Source organism: Pseudomonas abieticivorans, assembly GCF_023509015.1.
In the GTDB taxonomy this organism is placed as follows: domain Bacteria; phylum Pseudomonadota; class Gammaproteobacteria; order Pseudomonadales; family Pseudomonadaceae; genus Aquipseudomonas; species Aquipseudomonas abieticivorans.
In genome coordinates, this window is record NZ_CP094975.1 from 5,676,256 (window position 1) to 5,692,651 (window position 16,396).

The 16,396-nt window shown below is 65.9% G+C and carries 9 protein-coding genes; 2 read left to right on the top strand and 7 right to left on the bottom strand.

The features are described 5' to 3' along the window. Position 1: 1 nt before the first annotated feature. The 5 genes from L9B60_RS25775 to L9B60_RS25795 form a co-directional block, all read right to left on the bottom strand. On the bottom strand, positions 2-1,144 hold the full coding sequence (locus L9B60_RS25775) for an ABC transporter substrate-binding protein (protein ID WP_249673798.1): 1,143 nt from the start codon (positions 1,142-1,144) through the stop codon (positions 2-4). 43 nt (positions 1,145-1,187) lie between these two features. Then, the gene (locus L9B60_RS25780; RefSeq protein ID WP_249673799.1) at positions 1,188-2,303 is read right to left on the bottom strand and encodes an ABC transporter ATP-binding protein; all 1,116 of its coding nucleotides are present in this window, start codon (positions 2,301-2,303) and stop codon (positions 1,188-1,190) included. A gap of 130 nt (positions 2,304-2,433) precedes the next feature. Then, positions 2,434-3,243, bottom strand: a complete 810-nt coding sequence (locus L9B60_RS25785; protein WP_249673800.1) for a response regulator transcription factor — start codon at positions 3,241-3,243, stop codon at positions 2,434-2,436. A 171-nt stretch (positions 3,244-3,414) separates the two neighbouring features. Continuing rightward, complete coding sequence (locus tag L9B60_RS25790; protein WP_249673801.1) at positions 3,415-4,377, bottom strand: alpha/beta hydrolase; 963 nt, start codon at positions 4,375-4,377, stop codon at positions 3,415-3,417. A gap of 39 nt (positions 4,378-4,416) precedes the next feature. Beyond that, positions 4,417-5,331: a LysR substrate-binding domain-containing protein gene (locus L9B60_RS25795; RefSeq protein WP_249673802.1), complete on the bottom strand. Its 915-nt coding sequence runs from the start codon at positions 5,329-5,331 to the stop codon at positions 4,417-4,419. Positions 5,332-5,445: 114 nt separating this feature from the next. Between L9B60_RS25795 and L9B60_RS25800 the strand changes: the two genes are divergently transcribed. Together L9B60_RS25800 and L9B60_RS25805 are read left to right on the top strand one after the other, a co-directional pair. Further along, positions 5,446-6,063 carry a LysE family translocator gene (locus L9B60_RS25800; RefSeq protein WP_249673803.1) on the top strand — a complete coding sequence of 206 codons (618 nt, stop codon included), beginning with the start codon at positions 5,446-5,448 and terminating at the stop codon, positions 6,061-6,063. A 384-nt stretch (positions 6,064-6,447) separates the two neighbouring features. Beyond that, the gene (locus L9B60_RS25805; RefSeq protein WP_249673804.1) at positions 6,448-6,840 is read left to right on the top strand and encodes a DUF2784 domain-containing protein; all 393 of its coding nucleotides are present in this window, start codon (positions 6,448-6,450) and stop codon (positions 6,838-6,840) included. Here the strand turns inward: L9B60_RS25805 and L9B60_RS25810 are convergent. Further along, a complete protein-coding gene (locus tag L9B60_RS25810) occupies positions 6,794-7,513 on the bottom strand; it encodes a Crp/Fnr family transcriptional regulator (protein WP_249673805.1) in 720 nt (239 codons plus the stop codon). The two genes, L9B60_RS25805 and L9B60_RS25810, sit on opposite strands and share 47 nt — an antisense overlap. Positions 7,514-7,525: 12 nt before the next feature. Further along, positions 7,526-16,129 (bottom strand): GH36-type glycosyl hydrolase domain-containing protein, encoded by an 8,604-nt coding sequence (locus L9B60_RS25815; RefSeq protein ID WP_249673806.1) that lies wholly within the window; start codon positions 16,127-16,129, stop codon positions 7,526-7,528. Positions 16,130-16,396 lie beyond the last annotated feature (267 nt).

Sequence of the window (16,396 nt, forward strand, 5' to 3'; positions counted from 1 at the left end):
GTCAAGCGGACTTGAAGCGCGCCATCAGTTCCGCGCGGGCGGGGCTGGTGAGCGTGGCGGCGGCGCCGAATTCCAGCGGGCTGAGGGCTTCGGCGGCCGGGTACATGATCGGGTCGTCGAGCATCGCCGTGGGCAGCAGGGCATCGACGCGCTTGTCGCCGCTGGGGTAGCCGTGGCTCAACACTTCCAGTTTGTTGTGCTGGGGGTCGAGCAGGTAGTTGATGAAGGCGTAGGCGGCGTCCTTGTGTTCCGAGCTTTTCGGGATGGCGAAAAAGTCGCTCCAGATCTCGCCGCCTTCCTTGCCCAGTTCGAACTGCATCTGCGGGTTGTCGCGGTGCAGTTGTGAGGCGTCACCGGTCCAGGACATGGCCAGCCAAGCGTCGCCACTGCGCATCGAGGGCTGGATGTCGGAGTTGATCGCAAACAGGTGCGGCTTGACCTGGATCAGCAACTTCTCGGCGTCGGCCAGCTCTTTGGGGTCTAGGGAGTTGAAGCTGTAGCCAAAGCTTTTCAGGGCGTTGCCGATGGCGGTCAACTGGTAGTCGTGCACCATCACCCGGCCGCTGGCGGGGCCTTGGGCGACTTCCCAGAACTGCTTCCAGGTTTGCAGGTTGGTTTTGAGCTTGGTGGTGTCGTAGACCATGCCGGTGGTGCCCCAGTTTTTCGGCACCGCATACACCTTGCCGTCCACCGTGCCCTGGGCCATGAATTTTTGCTGGAAGGCGGCGGCGTCAAAGTTGGGGATGCGCGACAGGTCCAGCGGCTCGATCAGGCCCAGGCCCACGTAGGTGCTGATGGTGTAGTTGGTGGGCACCAGCACGTCCCAGCCACTGCCGCCGGCCTGCAGTTTGGCGAGCATCTCTTCGTTGGAGCCAAACACGCTCATGGACACCCGCGCGCCGGTGTTCTTGGCAAAATTGTCGAGGTTTTCCTGGCTGTGGTAGTTCGGCCAGGTGGCCAGTGAGAGGCGATCGCCCAGGTTCGTGGCGTCGGCGGCATAGGCGTTTGCACTCAGCAGCCCCGGCAGGTTGCTGGCGACCACGGCGGCGGCGATCCCAAGGCCGGTGCGGCCCAGGAAGTCACGCCGGCTGATCGAGCCGTTCTGCCAGCTGCGCAGGGTTTTGATAAAGGTTTTCTGGTCCATGGCGACGCTCCCCATCCGGTTGATGAAACGATTCGAGTCGTGCTTACAACGCCATGGCCAGGCCATTGGCGTGATCCCAGCCCACGCGCACCGCGGCGCCGTGTTCGAAGGCATTGGCGCCGTGGTCCTGCTGGCGCGGCACCCGCACGCACACCAGGCCGAAGGCCTGGGTGCGCACGCGGTATTCAGTGGAGTTGCCCAGGTAAATGCGGTCTTCCACGCAACCTTGCAGCGTCACTTCGCGGGCCATGGTGGCCTCGCCTGCGGCGATGCTGACCAGCTCCGGGCGCACGGCAATGCAGCCCAAGGCATCGGCACTGAGCGACTGCCCGGTGGGGGTCAGCGGGCTGGTCAGTTCCAGGCCTTGGGCCGTGCGCAGCACCACCGAGTTGCCCTGCAGGCGGCGCACGGTGCCGTCGAACAGGTTGGCCTCGCCAATGAAGTCGGCCACGTAGCGGGTGGCCGGGGCCTCGTAGAGTTGTTCGGGGGTGGCAGTCTGGATGATCGCGCCGTCGCGCATCACGCTGATGCTGTCGCTCATCGACAGCGCCTCTTCCTGGTCATGGGTCACCAGCACGAAGGTGATGCCCACCTCGCGCTGCAGGCGCAGCAGCTCCGACTGCATCTCTTTGCGCAATTTGCGGTCCAGGGCGGCCAGGGGCTCGTCGAGCAACAGCACCGTGGGCTTGTTGACCAAGGCGCGGGCCAGGGCCACGCGTTGTTGCTGGCCGCCCGACAACTCGCTCGGCTTGCGCTGGCCAAAGCCGCTCAGGCGCACCATTTCTAGGGCCTCATCGGCCAAGCGCAGTTGGGTGTGTTTGTCGGGGCGCGGGGTGCGGTAGCGCAGCCCGTAGGCAATGTTTTGTGCCACGGTGAGGTGCGGGAACAGCGCGTAGTGCTGGAACACCATGTTCACCGGGCGCTGGTAGGCGGGCACCCCGGCGACGCTTTTGCCGGCCAGTTTGACTTCGCCGCGGGTGGGCTGCTCGAAGCCTGCGATCATGCGCAGGGTGGTGGTTTTACCGCAGCCCGAGCCCCCCAGAAAGGAGTGGAACGAGCCGCGCTTGACCGCGAAGTTCAGGCTGCCCACGGCCTGGATATCGCCGTAGCACTTGATCACGTTGCAAAATTCGATATCGCTGGGCGAATGGTCGTTCACGGTTCGGCTCCCTCGAGATGCGGTGGTCTTGGGGGGCCAAACTAGCAATCAGGGTTTCGCGCTGTATATATCCCTTGGGGGATAGGCGCAGCCGCAGGCTGCAAGCGCACAGCACAAGCAGGTCGTGCGTTTAGCTTGCTGCTTGCAGTTTGTCTTGCGTCAGCTCGCGAATGAACAGCCCCAGCAGCTCCGACTGGCTGCCGATGCCGAGTTTGGCGTAGAGGTTTTTGCGGTGGATTTTGACGGTGCCGGGGCTGATGTTCAGTTGTTCGGCCACCGAGGCGCTGGAGTGGCCGCGCAGCAGCAGTTGCACGATTTCCTGTTCGCGGCCGGTGAGGATGTGCGCGCCAAACTGGTCGAAGGCCTCGCGTATCTTGAAGTCCAAATCTTGCGCCGGGCGCGGTTGTTGCGCCTGGCGCAGTTGCCACGCTTCGCCAATCACTTGCTCGACCACCGCCTGGGCGCACTCGATCAATTGCAACTCGTCACGGCTGAACGCGCAGTTGGCAGTGGAGCGCATCAGTGACAACACGGCCATGGCACCGGCGCCCAGGTCGACGAAAAACGCCACTTCTTCGGCCAGGCCCGTTTGCTGGTAATAGGTGAGGTAGTACTCGCCGAGGTAAAAGTGGTCTGGGGCGAACTGCCGTAACCGCCACAGGCCCGGCGCCTGGCGGCGGGTGCAGGCCAGGTAGAAGGGGTCCAGCAGGTAGGGCCCGCATTGGTAGTCGTCCACGTACACCGCGCGCTTGTCGGCGGGGAAGGTGTCGAACATCGCCAAGGGCCGGTGATTGCCTTCGTAGACGAACAGCACGAAGTGGTCGACCGGGCACACCTGGCGCAGCCAATGGCTCAGGCCCGACAACCGCGCATGCCCGGCGGGCAGGGCCAGCAGGTGGGCGACGCCGGTGGTCCAGAGTTTCAGTTCCTTGGGGCGCATGGGGGCTTCTAAGGGGGCAGGGCTGCGGACAGATGCACAATGTGCGCCATGGCGGCCCGGGCCTTGCTGGGCAGGGGGATGGCCCGCGCCGTGGGTGTTGCCGGCGCACTGCAACGGGGCGCAGTGTCACCCTGTGCCACAGCGTTGGGTAACAAATGCCCCGCCTGCGGCTCATTCACCGCGCAATGCAATGCTGCCATCGGCGGCGACTTCACGGGTTTGGATCACGCTGCGATCGGTGCCGATCAGCACGGCGAACAGGTCCTCGGTAAACACCCGGTTGCCGAAGTACCAGGAGTGGCTTTGCAGGCCGACGAAACCGCCGGGTTGGTCGTGGGCGCTGTCGGCGATCAGCCGTTCGTAATAGGTTGTGCAATCGACATTCACCGCCGAGGCCGGCACGTTGCCGGGCAAACCCACGCGCCCCACGCGCGGCGCGGTGCCGACACGCTTGACGTTGGAAATGTCCAGCGCCTGGTCGTGGCGGTTGGCGTAGTTGGTCAGGCGCACGCAGTGGCGGTACAGCGAATCGGTGCTGGGGTTGTCATCGGACATGGAGGCCGACGACACGTCGCCGGCGGCGAACAGCATCTGGCTGACGTTCCAGGCTGAATTGGGCAGGCCGGCGTCATCGGCATCGTCGAACGCCTCGCGGATCACATAAGCCCCGGTCGAGTGCCCCAGCACGTGGACGTTAATGCTACAGGTGGGGGTTTGCTGGCCCGACAGGTAGGCGATGCCGTCGGTCACCAGCTTGAACGCGCTGTCTTTGGCCCGGTGGCGGTCGGGCAGGTAGGCCAGGGTCTTGTCGTCGCTGGGCCAGTCGAACGACACGATCACGCCCTTGAAACCGAACTCGGCCAGGCCGTCCTTGATCAACCGATGGCGCTGGAGCACCTCGGCCTCGCTCATGTTGTAGCCGTGCACGATAAACAGCACGTCGCCGCGCGGCTCGCCTTGGGCATTGGCCCACACCGCATCGGCGCGCACCGCCTTGTACCAGGCGGCGGCGGTGATGGACTGGGCCGGCGCTACCGCCTGGCCGTCAGGGGTGACCAGGAACTTGGTGGGGCCGACGTCGGCCACGAACGCACCGTTGCGCACTGCGCGTACAGACATCAGGTAATCGGACATGGGGGGCACTCCCGGTTGTGCAAAGGGGGCAGGCCCCGTTCATTGAAGCACGCCCTGCGCCGCCAAGCCCGACACATCCGGCAATTGCCCGACCAAGTGGTCGCGCAGTTGCTCGATGGCGGTGTGTTTGAAGCTGCCCTGCAGCCACACCAGGTAATAGGCATCGCCGGTGGCGATGGCCCGGGTGAAGGGCAGCGCCAATTGGCCGTCGGCGATCTCCTGGGCGACCAGATGCAGGTCGCCGATCGACACGCCGTGGCCACGCATGGCTGCGGTGATGCCTTGGTCCAGGGTGTCGAAGACCTTGCCGCCGTCCACCGGCACGTGCCCTTGCAAGCCTGCGGCCTGCAACCAGCGGCGCCAGTCGCGGCGGTCGGCGGAGGGGTGGATCAGCTCGGTGGCCTGCAGCCGTTGCGCGTCCCAGGGCTGGGCGCCCAAGGCGTTGGGCGCGCAAATGGGGATCAGCCATTCATCGAACAGCTTGTGGCTGGCCACGCCGCTGCCAAAGTGGCCGTTGCCCAGCAGGATCGCGCAATCGTAAGGCTCTGCGTAGAAGTCGACGCTGTCGAAGTCCATCCACACGCTAGCCAGTTGCACCGCCAGGGTCGGGTGGGCGGCCTTGAGCGTGTGCAGCAGCCAGCGCATGGTCAGCGTCGATGGGGCCTTGAGGCGCACGTGCGCGCCTTGGCCACGGAAGGGTTGGCAGGCATCTTCGATCAGTTTGAAGCCCACCTTCAACTGTTCGGCCAGCCGCCGACCCGCGTCGCTCAACGCCAGGCGCGGGCCATTGCGCTCGAACAGGCGGCAACCCAAGGCCGCTTCCAGGGTGCGGATGTGCCGGCTGATGGCGCTCTGGGTCAACGACAATTGGTGCGCCGCCTTGGTGAACGAACACGTGCGGGCCGCCACCTCGAAGGCGCGCAGGGCGTACAGGGGGGGCAAACGCTCAGTCATGGTCACGGCCTTACTATGAGTATTAATCACAGTAGGCCATGGTTTTTTGCGTTTTTCAACGCGCCTTCCGTTGTCCACAATTGCCACACATTTCTTGGGTATGGACGGATGCCGATGGCGCTCTCCTGGTTGCTGGCCTATGCGCTCAGCGTGTTCCTGCTGATCATTACCCCAGGCCCGGTGGTGGCCTTGGTCATCAACACCAGCCTGGTGGCTGGGCCCAGGCGTGCATTGTGGACCGCGTTGGGCAGCCATTTCGCCTCGCTGGTGCTGATCCTGCTGGCGGCGTTGATACTGACAGGCTCACTGCTGATCAGCCCGGCGCTGCTCGACGGCGTCAGCCTGGCGGGGTGCGGCTACATCGCCTGGCTGGCGGCGCAGGGGTTGCGGGCGCCGGCGCAGCCTGGCGGGCCCGCGGCCGGCCGGCGTTCGGGCGGGGTGCTGGCAGGTTTTTTGGTGGGGGTGTCGAACCCCAAGGATATTTTGTTTTTCGTGGCGTTCTTCCCGCAGTTCATCCACGTCACGCCGTCGTTCAATACCAGCCTTGCGGTGCTGGCGGGGGTGTGGGTGGTGATCGATGTGGCGATCTTGCTCGGTTATATCCTGCTGATGCGACAGCCCGCGGCATTGAAATACCAAGGGCTGATCGCGCGGCTGTCGGCGCTGGTGCTGTTACTGATTGCGCTGGTGGGGATGGGGTATGCGGGGTGGGGGTTGTGGGGGCGGGTATAATCGTCAAATACGGTCGCTGGACTACGCCGGTTGTGGGAGCGAGCGTGCTCGCGAAGCGTTGCACGAGCGGCGCTTGGAGGCGAGCCTTTGACGATTGTCGACTGGGATCTCGTCAAGGCTGCCAGGTGCTAGCCGATGTTGTTTCAGTGCCTGTGAGATCGCGCGCCGCCCGCGCGGCGCTTCGCGAGCAAGCTCGCTCCCACATTGATTGCAACGTGCCATTGACTGTAGGGTCGGCGTTGCCTGCCTTGTGTGACTGGCGTCAGAGCCACTCGCGCTTTTTTGCTATCACGCAGGCCTCGGCACGCTGCATAGAGATCTGTAGCTGTAGCGGATTTATCTGCGAACGATTCACCGCCATCATTCAATGAACAAGGAGTTCATATGCTTTACCGCCTCGCCGCCGACGCACTGGTCCTGTTCCACCTGGCGTTCATCCTGTTCGTGCTGTTTGGTGCGCTGCTGGTGCTGCGCTGGCGTGGCTTGGTCTGGCTGCACCTGCCGGCCGTGGCATGGGGCCTGGCGGTGGAGTTCTTGCAGCTGCAATGCCCGTTGACCCGCTGGGAAAATTGCTTGCGCCAGGCGGCCGGGCAAGGCGGCTATGACGGCGGCTTCATCGAGTATTACCTGATCCCGATCATTTACCCGGCCGGGCTGACCGCGCAGTTGCAGTGGGTGTTGGGCGCGGTGGTACTAGTGGTCAACGGCCTGGCCTATTGGCGGGTCCTGGTCAGTCGGCGCGCAGGTAAGGCAGCAGCCGGTCCGTCTCGGCCTTGACCACCGCGTAGCACTCGCAACTCAGGCGCTCCAGCAGTGGCCGGTCGAGCACCTTGATGTGGCCGCGGCTGTACTCGATTACCCCTTGGCGTTGCAGCTTGCCGGCGGCTTCGGTGACGCCCTCGCGGCGCACGCCGAGCATGTTGGCGATCAGCTCCTGGGTCATGTTCAGCTGATTGCCGTGCAGCCGGTCCAAACTCAACAACAGCCACCGGCACAGCTGCTGGTCGATTGAATGGTGACGGTTGCACACGGCGGTCTGCGACATCTGGGTGATCAGCGCCTGGGTGTAACGCAGCATCAGCTGCAACAGTTCGCCATGGCGGTTGAACTCCTTTTTCAACTGCACGCCGGGCATCCTGAAGGCGCTGCCGGCGCTTTGCACGATGGCGCGGCTGGAGGTGCTCTCGCCGCCCATGAACAGCGCGATGCCGATCAGGCCCTCGTTGCCGACCACGGCGATTTCCGCCGAGGCGCCGTTTTCCATCACGTACAGCAAGGACACAATCGCATCGGTGGGGAAGTACACATGGCGCAGGGTGTCGCCCGGTTCGTAGAGCACCGTGCCCAGCGCCAGGGCGATGGGCTCAAGGTGCGGCAGCAGGCGCTTGAGCGCGTCCGCAGGCAGTGCCGCGAGCAGGTGATTGCGTTGCGGCACGGGTAAATCGGACATGGGTGGCACCGTTCAATGGGGGAGTGCAGCCACCTCAGGGTACTCCTTAAGGCTCGGTTGCAGGCACAGCGCCTGTACCCAATGTTCCAGGCCGTCATCCACCAGCTCCAGCTCACCGCCCGGCAGTTGCCTGCCGTCCAGGGTGAGCAGGCTCGTCGCGGCCGCTTGCACCTGGATATGGTAGGTGGCGTTGCCCTGGCGGTAATGCAGGGTAAAGCCGGGCCAACCGGCCGGTAGCAATGGCTCCAGGCGCAACGTGGCGGCGTTGCGCGTAAGGCCCAGCAGGCTTTCGACGATCAGGCGGTACATCCAGCCGGCGGAGCCTGTGTACCAGGTCCAGCCACCGCGCCCGGCATGGGGGGCGGCGCCGTAGACGTCGGCCGCCATCACGTAAGGCTCCACCTTGTAGGTGGCCATGCGGTTGGCCGGCAGGTTGGCCGGGTTGATCAATTGCGTCAGCTCCCAGGCCCGGGCGCTGTCGCCCAAGCGCGCGAAGGCCATGCTCGCCCACACGGCGGCGTGGGTGTACTGGCCGCCGTTCTCGCGCACGCCGGGCACGTAGCCCTTGATGTAGCCGGGGTCCAAGGTGCCCTTGTCGAAGGGCGGGTCCAGCAGCAGGATCGCGTGCAGGTCGCGGCGTACCAGGTGCGTGTTCACCGACTGCATGGCGCAGCGTTGCCGGGCCGGTGCGGCGGCGCCGCTGAGCACCGCCCAGCTTTGCGAGATCGAATCGATCTGGCATTCGCCGTTGCCTGCCGAGCCCAGCAACTGGCCGTCGTCGAACCAGGCGCGGCGGTACCAGTTGCCGTCCCAGGCCTGTTGTTCCAAGGCGCTTTGCAGGCGCGTGGCCTGTTGCGCGCAGCGCAGGGCGACGGCGCTGTCACCGTGCACTTGGGCCAGGCGGGCGAACTGCTGCAGCACCTCGTAGCCAAAAAAGCCCAGCCACACGCTCTCGCCCAGGCCGTGTTGGCCCACCCGGTTCATGCCGTCGTTCCAGTCGCCGCAGCCCATCAGCGGCAGCCCGTGCACGCCGCGCGCAAGGCTGTGCTCCAAGGCGCGCACGCAATGCTGGTAAAGGGTTTCGGTCACCGGCGAGTGGCCCGGCAGGTCGTAGTAGGACTCTTCCCCCGCCGCCAGCGGCCGGCCTTCCAGGTAGCCCGCTGGCTCGTCGAGGACGCTCAGGTCGCCGGTCACTTGCACGTAGCGGCTGGTGGCCAGGGCCAGCCAGAGGAAGTCGTCGGAGCAGCCGGTGCGCACGCCACGGTCCAGCGGTGGTTGCCACCAGTGTTGCACGTCGCCTTCCAGGTATTGGTGGCCGGCGCACAGCACCAGGTGCCGGCGCACGGCGGCGGGGTCGGCGTGCAGCATGGCCATGCTGTCTTGCAACTGGTCGCGAAAGCCGATCGCGCCGCCCGACTGGTAATAGCCGCTGCGCCCCAAAAAGCGGCAGGCGATGACCTGGTACATCAACCAGCCGTTGACCATCACGTCCAGGCTGGGCTCTGGCGTTTGCACCTGGATCACCCCCAGCAGGCGCTGCCAGTAGGCGCGCACCGCGTCCAGCTCGACGCCGGCTGCGCGGGTGCCGCGAAACTGCTGCACCCAGCGCGTGGCCTCGTTGGCATCCTTGCCCGCACCCAAGCGGAACACCACCTCTTGGCGCTGGCCATCCTCCAGGGTTATCTGGTTTTGCAGCGCAGCGCAGGGGTCCAGGCCGCCGCCGCTGCGCCCCGACAAGCGTGTCTGGGTCATGGCCAAGGGTGCCTTGAGGCTGCCGTTGCGCCCCAGGAATTCGGTGCGGTCGCCACTGAAGCTGCGCTCCTGGGCATCGCCATCGAGAAACGCCACGCGCTCGCCGAACTCGATGGAGTAGGCGTTGCGGGCGAACAGCGCGCCGCTGAAGGGGTCGGCTTCGGTCACCACGTGCATCGCCGATTTGCCGCGCAGGTCCGCCAGCACCCATTCCACGTAGCTGGTGACCGAGAGCTTGCGCGGGCGGCCAGAGCGGTTGTGCAGTTTGAGCTGGGTGAACTTGATCGGCGCGTCCAGCGCCACGAACACCCACAGCTCGCTGTCGATGCCGTGCTCGCTGTGTTCGAACACGCTGTAGCCGAAGCCGTGTCGGGTGCGGTAGCTGCCGCTGCCGGGGCAGGGCAGCGGGGTGGGCGACCAGAAGTGCCCGGTTTCTTCGTCGCGGATGTAGATCGCCTCGCCGCTGCTGTCGCTGACCGGGTCGTTGTGCCAGGGCGTGAGACGGTATTCGTGGGCGTTCTCGGCCCAGGTGTAGGCGCCCCCGGCCTCACTGATCACGCTGCCGAACTGGCGGTTGGCCAACACGTTGGCCCAGGGCGCCGGGGTGCTTTGGCCTGGGCGCAGGGTCATCACGTATTCGCGGCCGTCGGCGCTGAAGCCGCCGTACTGGTTTTCCAGTTGCAGCCCCGGCACCGTGGGCAGCAACACCGGTTCGCGGGGCGGTGCGGGCAATTCGCGGGAGGGCACCAAGGGCGTGAACGGCGGCACCGCTCGGCGCCGATGCACTTGTTCGGCGAGGCTGCCATGGCCTTCGCTGAGCACCAGGCGCGCCACCGACAGCATCAAGGTGCGGTCATCTTGGGACAGCTGCTGGGCCGGGCGCACGAAAATGCCCCCAGGCCGATCGATCAAGGCTGCCTCGCTGCCGGAAGTCACCAAGCCCATGATCAGGTCTTGCAACTGTTGGCGGTAACCGGCCTGGTCTTCGTTCCAGATCACCAGGTCCACCACCAGGCCTTTCTGGCGCCAGTAGGCGTGGGCCTTGACCAGTTGCTGCACCAACTCGATGTTTTCCTGGGTGGTGATTTGCAGCAGCACGATTGGCAAATCGCCGGAGATCGCCTGGCCCCACAGGCTCGACTGGTTGCGTCGGTTGGCCTTGAGCACGCCGTTGTCGGCGCGCAGCGAAGCGTTGGCGTAGAGGATCGAGGAGGCCATCTGTTCGTACAAGCGTGCTTCGGCAAGCGAGGCGTTGAGTTGGCGCAGCAAGACTTGGCTGTGGGTCCAGGCCAGGTCAAACACGCGGTCGGCCAGATGGCGGTCGCGGTACTTCTGGATCAGTTGCACGCAGCCCTCGCGCTGGCTGGCAATGCCTGTGACCAGGTCCAGGGTGGCGGTCTGGCCGGGTTCCAGACTGATGCGGCAACGGATCGCGACGATCGGGTCGAGTACCGCGCCGGCACTGCCGGACAAACGCTCAACGGCCGCGTCCAGGGCAGCAGGGGCGGCCAGGGTGCGGCCGCGGCCGATGAAGCGGGCGCGGTCGGTTTCATAAGAGATGGCCTGGATGTCCACCCCGTGTGCGGCCAGCAGGTGACACATCCACGGCACCGCCTCGTTGCTTGCGCGTGGCCGGCGGGTGCAGATGATGGCTTGTAGCTCGGGCAGCAGTTCGGTCTGCACGAACAGTTTGCTGAACGCCGGGTGCATGGCGTCGCTGATGGCCGGGGCCAGCACCACTTCGGCGTAGCTGGTCAGCTCCAGGGTGCGCCGTGTGCGGCCACGGTTGGTCAAATGCAGGCGGCGCAGTTCGATATCGTCTTCAGGCGAGATGACGATTTCCATGTGGCTGTCGAAGTCCTGGGTGCGCACGCGAAACTCTGCCCGCGCGTCGCTGAAGATCGCTTCGTGGCTGTCCGGCTCATGCCGGGTGGGCTGGTGGGCCGCCGACCAAAAGGTGCCGGTGGCGACGTCGCGCAGGTAGCAGAAGCTGCCCCAGTTGTCGCAGGTGATGTCTTCCTGCCAACGGGTCACGGCGGTGTCATTGTGGCGGCTGTAGCCACCGCCGCCACTGCTGACCATCACGTGGTAACGGCCGTTGGACAGCAGCTGGATGGCCGGGCGTTTGCGCCCGGGGTCGGCGAACACCCGCAGGTGGCTTTCCTGTTGGCGTGCGGCCTCGTCCACGGCCGGCGCTTGGGAGGCATGCAAAAAATGCGCGGCGGTTTTCGGCACGCGCTCCTGCAGCAGCAACGCGGTGGCCTGGAACTGCGGGTCGGACTCAAAGCGCCGCTGCATGGGCTGGTCCAGCAGCAAGCTGGTCAATGCCAGCAGGCTCATGCCCTGGTGGTGGGCCATGAACGATTGCACCACGGCATAGCGCTGGCCGCGTGGCAGGCGCGCTTCGGTGAAGTCCACCGCCTCATACAGCCCGAAACGCCCGGCGCAGCCCTGGCTGGCCAAGCGTTGCAGGTTGCGGCAGGCGGCCTGCGGGTCGACCATCAATGCCAGGGCGCTGGCATAAGGCGCCACCACCAGGTCCTCGCCCAGCCCACGTTTCAGGCCCAGGCCCGGCACGCCGAAGGCGCGGTACTGGTAGTTGAAGTGGGCGTCCATGGTGTTGTAGCCGGACTCGGAAATGCCCCACGGGATGCCCAGTTGCTGGCCGTAGTCGATCTGCAACGCCACCGCGCCACGGCAGGTCTGGTCGAGCAGGGTGCCTTCGTAGTTGGGCATCACCAGCATCGGCATCAGGTATTCGAACATCGAGCCGGTCCAGGACAGCAACACCGGCACCCCGCCGGTGTTGCTCAGCAGCCGACCCAGGGTGAACCAGGCCTGTTGCGGCACCTGGCCTTGGGCGATGGTGACGAAGTTGGTCAGGCGCACCTCGGAGGCGAGCAGGTCGTAGTAGCCGCTGTCCAGGCGATTGTCGCTGGCGTTGTAGCCGATGGCGAACAGGTCGCGCTGGCTGTCGTAGAGCAGGCTGAAATCCATGTCGGCCAGTTGGGCGCATTGTTCGGCCAGGTGGGCGGCGCACGCCAGGCGGGTGGCTGCCAGTTGGCGCACGCTGGTCACCCGGGCGTGGTGCTCGGGGGCCCAGCGGTCGGTGTCCAGCGCGGCCAGTTGGCGCCAGGTCGCCGCCTTAAGGTGGCCAGGGCCCAGGGCTGCGGGCAACGCGTAATCATCCAGCTCGGCGCGCAGGTCCGCACAATGGGCATTCAAGGCTTGGGACCAGAACGCCGCCTCCGTGTCGGCGGGCAGCGCCAGGGGTTCGAGGTGCGCCAACAGGGCAGCCAGCTCGCCGGGTTGGCTGGCGGTGTGCACGGCGTCACGCAAGGCTTGCGCGGCGTGGGTATCCAGGTGGGCGGCGTGCAGGGCTTGCAGCAGGGTGTCGAGGGTGTCGAGCAGGCCGCTGCGTTGGCGCGGGGCCGCCAGGGGGCTGTCGGCCAGGCCCAGCAGGCCGGGGCGCAGGGTCAGCAACAGCCCGGCCAGGTTGCCGCTGTCGACGGTGGACACGTACAGCGGCAACAAGGGTTGCAGGGTTTGGGTGTCGTACCAGTTGTAGAAGTGCCGGCGATGGCGCGGCAGTTGCACAAGCGTCTCCAGGCTCAGGGCCAGGCGTTGCAGCAGGCGGCTGGCGCTCAGGTAGCCGAAGTCATGGGCGGCCAGGTGAGCCAACAGGGCCATGCCGATGTTGGTGGGCGAGGTGCGGTGGGCCACGGTCAATTGCGGGATTTCTTGCACGTTGTCCGGCGGTAGCCAGTTATTCTGCGGGTTGACGTGGTGGTCGAAAAACGCCCAGGTCTTACGGCTCAGCACCCGCAGGAACTGGCGCTCTTGGGCCGATGGCGCAAAATGGTCGCGCAAGCGTTGCCGGCTCAGCCAGCCGGCGAGGGCGGGGCCGGCCAGCCAGGCCAGCAAAAAAGGCGCGGCGCAGGCCAGCGCCGGGGCGTCGGGCCACAACAGCGCGGCCAGTACCACGGCCAGCAACGGCCCGGCTGCCATTTGCCGGAACAGGCCAGGTAACCGATTGGTGCTGGCGCGCTCCGCCTCGCGTGACGGTTGCCACTGCAGCAACTGGTGCTTGCTGAACGCCATGCGCCACAGCGTCCGGGCAATGGCGTCCAGGCTGTAATAGGCCTCGTGGGGCAGCCAGGCCAGGCCCAGGGCCGTGCGGCTCAATTGCTGGGCACCCACGGCCAAGGCCATGCCCACGTGCTGGGCCAACGGCACCTCGGGGCTTTTTTTCAACAGGTCCAACAGCATCGCCAACAGCGGTTGCAGCACGCACATGCCCAGCAAGGCCAGGGTCCAGCCCAGGGGATGGGCACTGTACAGCCAACCCCACGCCAGCATGACCAGCAGGGCGGCCGGCTCCAGGCTGCGGCGCAGATTATCGAGGATTTTCCAGCGCGCCAGGTCGCCCAGGCCGTTGCGCGCCCAGCGGCCACTGGCCGTCGGCGCCCAGGGCAACACCCAGGGCAGCAGTTGCCAGTCCCCGCGGATCCAGCGGTGCCGGCGCTTGACGTCGGCGCTGTAGCGCGCCGGGTATTGTTCGTACACCTGCACATCGCTGAGCAGGCCGGCGCGGGCGTACGAGCCCTCGATCAAGTCGTGGCTGAGGATACGGTTTTCGGGCAGTTGGCCGGCCAGCGCCCGCTCGAAGGCATCAACCTGGTAGATGCCCTTGCCGATGAACGAACCTTGCTCGAACAGGTCCTGGTACACGTCGGACACCGCGCGGGTGTAGGGGTCGACACCGGCGTCGCTGCCATAGAGTTGGGCGTAGGGCGAGCGGGTGGCACTGGGTAGGCTGATGCCCACCCGGGGTTGCAGGATGGCATGGCCACTGCGGATGCGCCCGCTGCTGTCATCGAACTGCGGCTGGTTCATGGGGTGCATCATGGCGCCGATGCACTGCCCGGCCACGTCGCGCGGCAGCAGGGTGTCGGTGTCCAGGGTGATCACGTAGCGCACGCTGGCGAGCGGGGTGATGTCGCCGACGATCAGGCTGAAGCGATCCAGACCCTGGCCGCGCAGCAGGGCGTTGAGTTCGGCGAGCTTGCCGCGCTTGCGCTCATGGCCCATCCACTGCTGTTGTTGGCGGTTCCAGCGGCGCGGGCGGTGCAACAGGAAAAAGCGGTCCAGGCCGCCGTCCGGGTAGCGCGCATTGAGGGTGTCGATGCGTTCGCGCGCCAGGCCCAGCAGGGCGTCGTCGTCGGGTTGGTGCTCGCTGGGCGCGTCCATGAAGTCGGTAAGCAAGGCAAAAAACAACTGCGGGTCGCGGTTGGCCAAGAAACGCACTTCCAGGCCGTCGACCAGCTCTTCGATGTCTGCGCTGCCGGCGATCAAGGTCGGGATGACGACCAGGGTGCGCGCGGCGGCCGGGATACCTTTGCTGTAGTCAAGGCGCGGCAGCACGCTGGGCGCGACCGTGAGGGTCACCAGCCAGTTGACCAGGCCAATCGCCAAGCGGCTGGTGGCAAGCACCGCCGCCACGCCCAGCAGCAGCACAGAGGCGGCCGAGGCCATGTGCCGTTCGGCGTCGGCAATGAACGGCCAGGCCAGCAAGGCCGTGATCAACAGCGCCGGGCACAGGTAGAAGTCCAGTGGCGAGCGCTGCAACAAACGCTTCCAGCGATCAGCCAGGGACACCCCCGCAGCCAGTTGCCGTTCCAGGGCCAGCAGGCCTGCGCCCACCAAGTAGTAACCCACGTGGGGGCTTGGGCTGGCGACACCTGCGGCCAGCTCGATGGCGGTGCGCGCGACCACGCCTTCAGTGTGTTTGCAGTGGCGGGCCAGGTGTTCGATCACATGGCGGTAATGGTCGCGGGTGGCAAAATCCATCTGCGCGTAGACGCCCGCCGGGTCAGTGCGCAAGGTGTGTTCCACCGGGCTCATGGCTTCGACGAACTCGCGCCAATCCACCGCCGTGAGCAGGCGCAGGCTGCCAATGCTGTTGCCGATCGAGACCTGGTCGGCGGCCTGTTGCTGGGCGTCCAATTGCACCTGGCGTTCAATGTTCAGGCCGGTTTCGCTCAAGGCCTGCTCGATCCAGGCCAGCGGCAGCACCAGGGCGGCGCTTTGCCCTTGCAGGCGGCGCGCCAGCTCAGCGATGAACGAGGTGCTCAGCGGCGGCCCGGAGCGGGCCATGTCGGCCACCGCCAGCACCACGTTTTTCACATCTTTTTCGGCGGTGCCGATCAAACGGTCGGCCCAGTCATCGGCCAAGTTGCGGTCTTCCCAGTTAGCCATGACCCGCGACGCCACCCGGCGCAAATTCTCGATCAGGGCCAGGCGCAGCATGATCGGGATGGCCCACAGCTCGCCCAGTGCCAGCGGGGTGATGCTTTGGTAATGCATCACGAAACGGCTGAGGCTTTGCGCATCGACGCGCCCATCGCCATGGGCGATGGTTTCCAGGGCAATGTCGTACACCCGGGGCAGGCCTGCCGACGGCCCGTTGGCCAGGCGCGGCAATTGCCGGCTGTAGCCTTTGGGCAAGTGGGTGCGGGCGGTGCGGATGTGTTCTTCGATCAGGAAGTAATTGTCCAGCAGCCATTCGGCCGCAGGCGTCGCCCGCCGGGTCGACAGTTGGGCGATGCGCAGTGCTGCGCAACTGCGGTCCAAAATGCCCTGGTTCTCGGTGAGCCGGCCCAGCAGCGAGTCCTTGGCCGACAGCGCGCTCAGGCGTTGCTGCTGGGCCAGTTGCACGCCGTGCTGGGCCATCTGGTCGGCGCTGAACAGCTCGGCGCGCAGCAGCGGTTCGTATTCGAATTTACGGGCAGTTGGCAACCAGGCTGGCCTTCGCGTCGCGAAGTGGCTGATGGCGGCGAGGGGGCGGGTCCAGAAGCTGTCCATAGTATTCCAGGCGTGACGCGCGCAATGAGGGCTGAGTGTGGGCTGTGGCTGGGTTAGTGGTCTGTGCGCTGGCACACATAGGTGCTGCCCGGCGCGTCTCCCACGCGCAAACACTAGGGGCACCGGGCCAAATCACGGCGCCGGCCTTGAGGCTGGCAACGTCGCCAATTCGAGGTTCGAGCAGGTTGCCGATCAGAGTCATGACGCGGGCACGGCCGCTGCAATCAGTAAAACGTCGATTGAGCGGCTATTGCTGAAACGATATGG

Coding starts and splice junctions, on each gene's coding strand:
- L9B60_RS25815 (WP_249673806.1), bottom strand. CDS start 16,129: ATGGACAGCTTCTGGACCCGCCCCCTCGCCGCCATCAGCCACTTCGCG.
- L9B60_RS25805 (WP_249673804.1), top strand. CDS start 6,448: ATGCTTTACCGCCTCGCCGCCGACGCACTGGTCCTGTTCCACCTGGCG.
- L9B60_RS25800 (WP_249673803.1), top strand. CDS start 5,446: ATGGCGCTCTCCTGGTTGCTGGCCTATGCGCTCAGCGTGTTCCTGCTG.
- L9B60_RS25785 (WP_249673800.1), bottom strand. CDS start 3,243: ATGCGCCCCAAGGAACTGAAACTCTGGACCACCGGCGTCGCCCACCTG.
- L9B60_RS25795 (WP_249673802.1), bottom strand. CDS start 5,331: ATGACTGAGCGTTTGCCCCCCCTGTACGCCCTGCGCGCCTTCGAGGTG.
- L9B60_RS25790 (WP_249673801.1), bottom strand. CDS start 4,377: ATGTCCGATTACCTGATGTCTGTACGCGCAGTGCGCAACGGTGCGTTC.
- L9B60_RS25810 (WP_249673805.1), bottom strand. CDS start 7,513: ATGTCCGATTTACCCGTGCCGCAACGCAATCACCTGCTCGCGGCACTG.
- L9B60_RS25775 (WP_249673798.1), bottom strand. CDS start 1,144: ATGGACCAGAAAACCTTTATCAAAACCCTGCGCAGCTGGCAGAACGGC.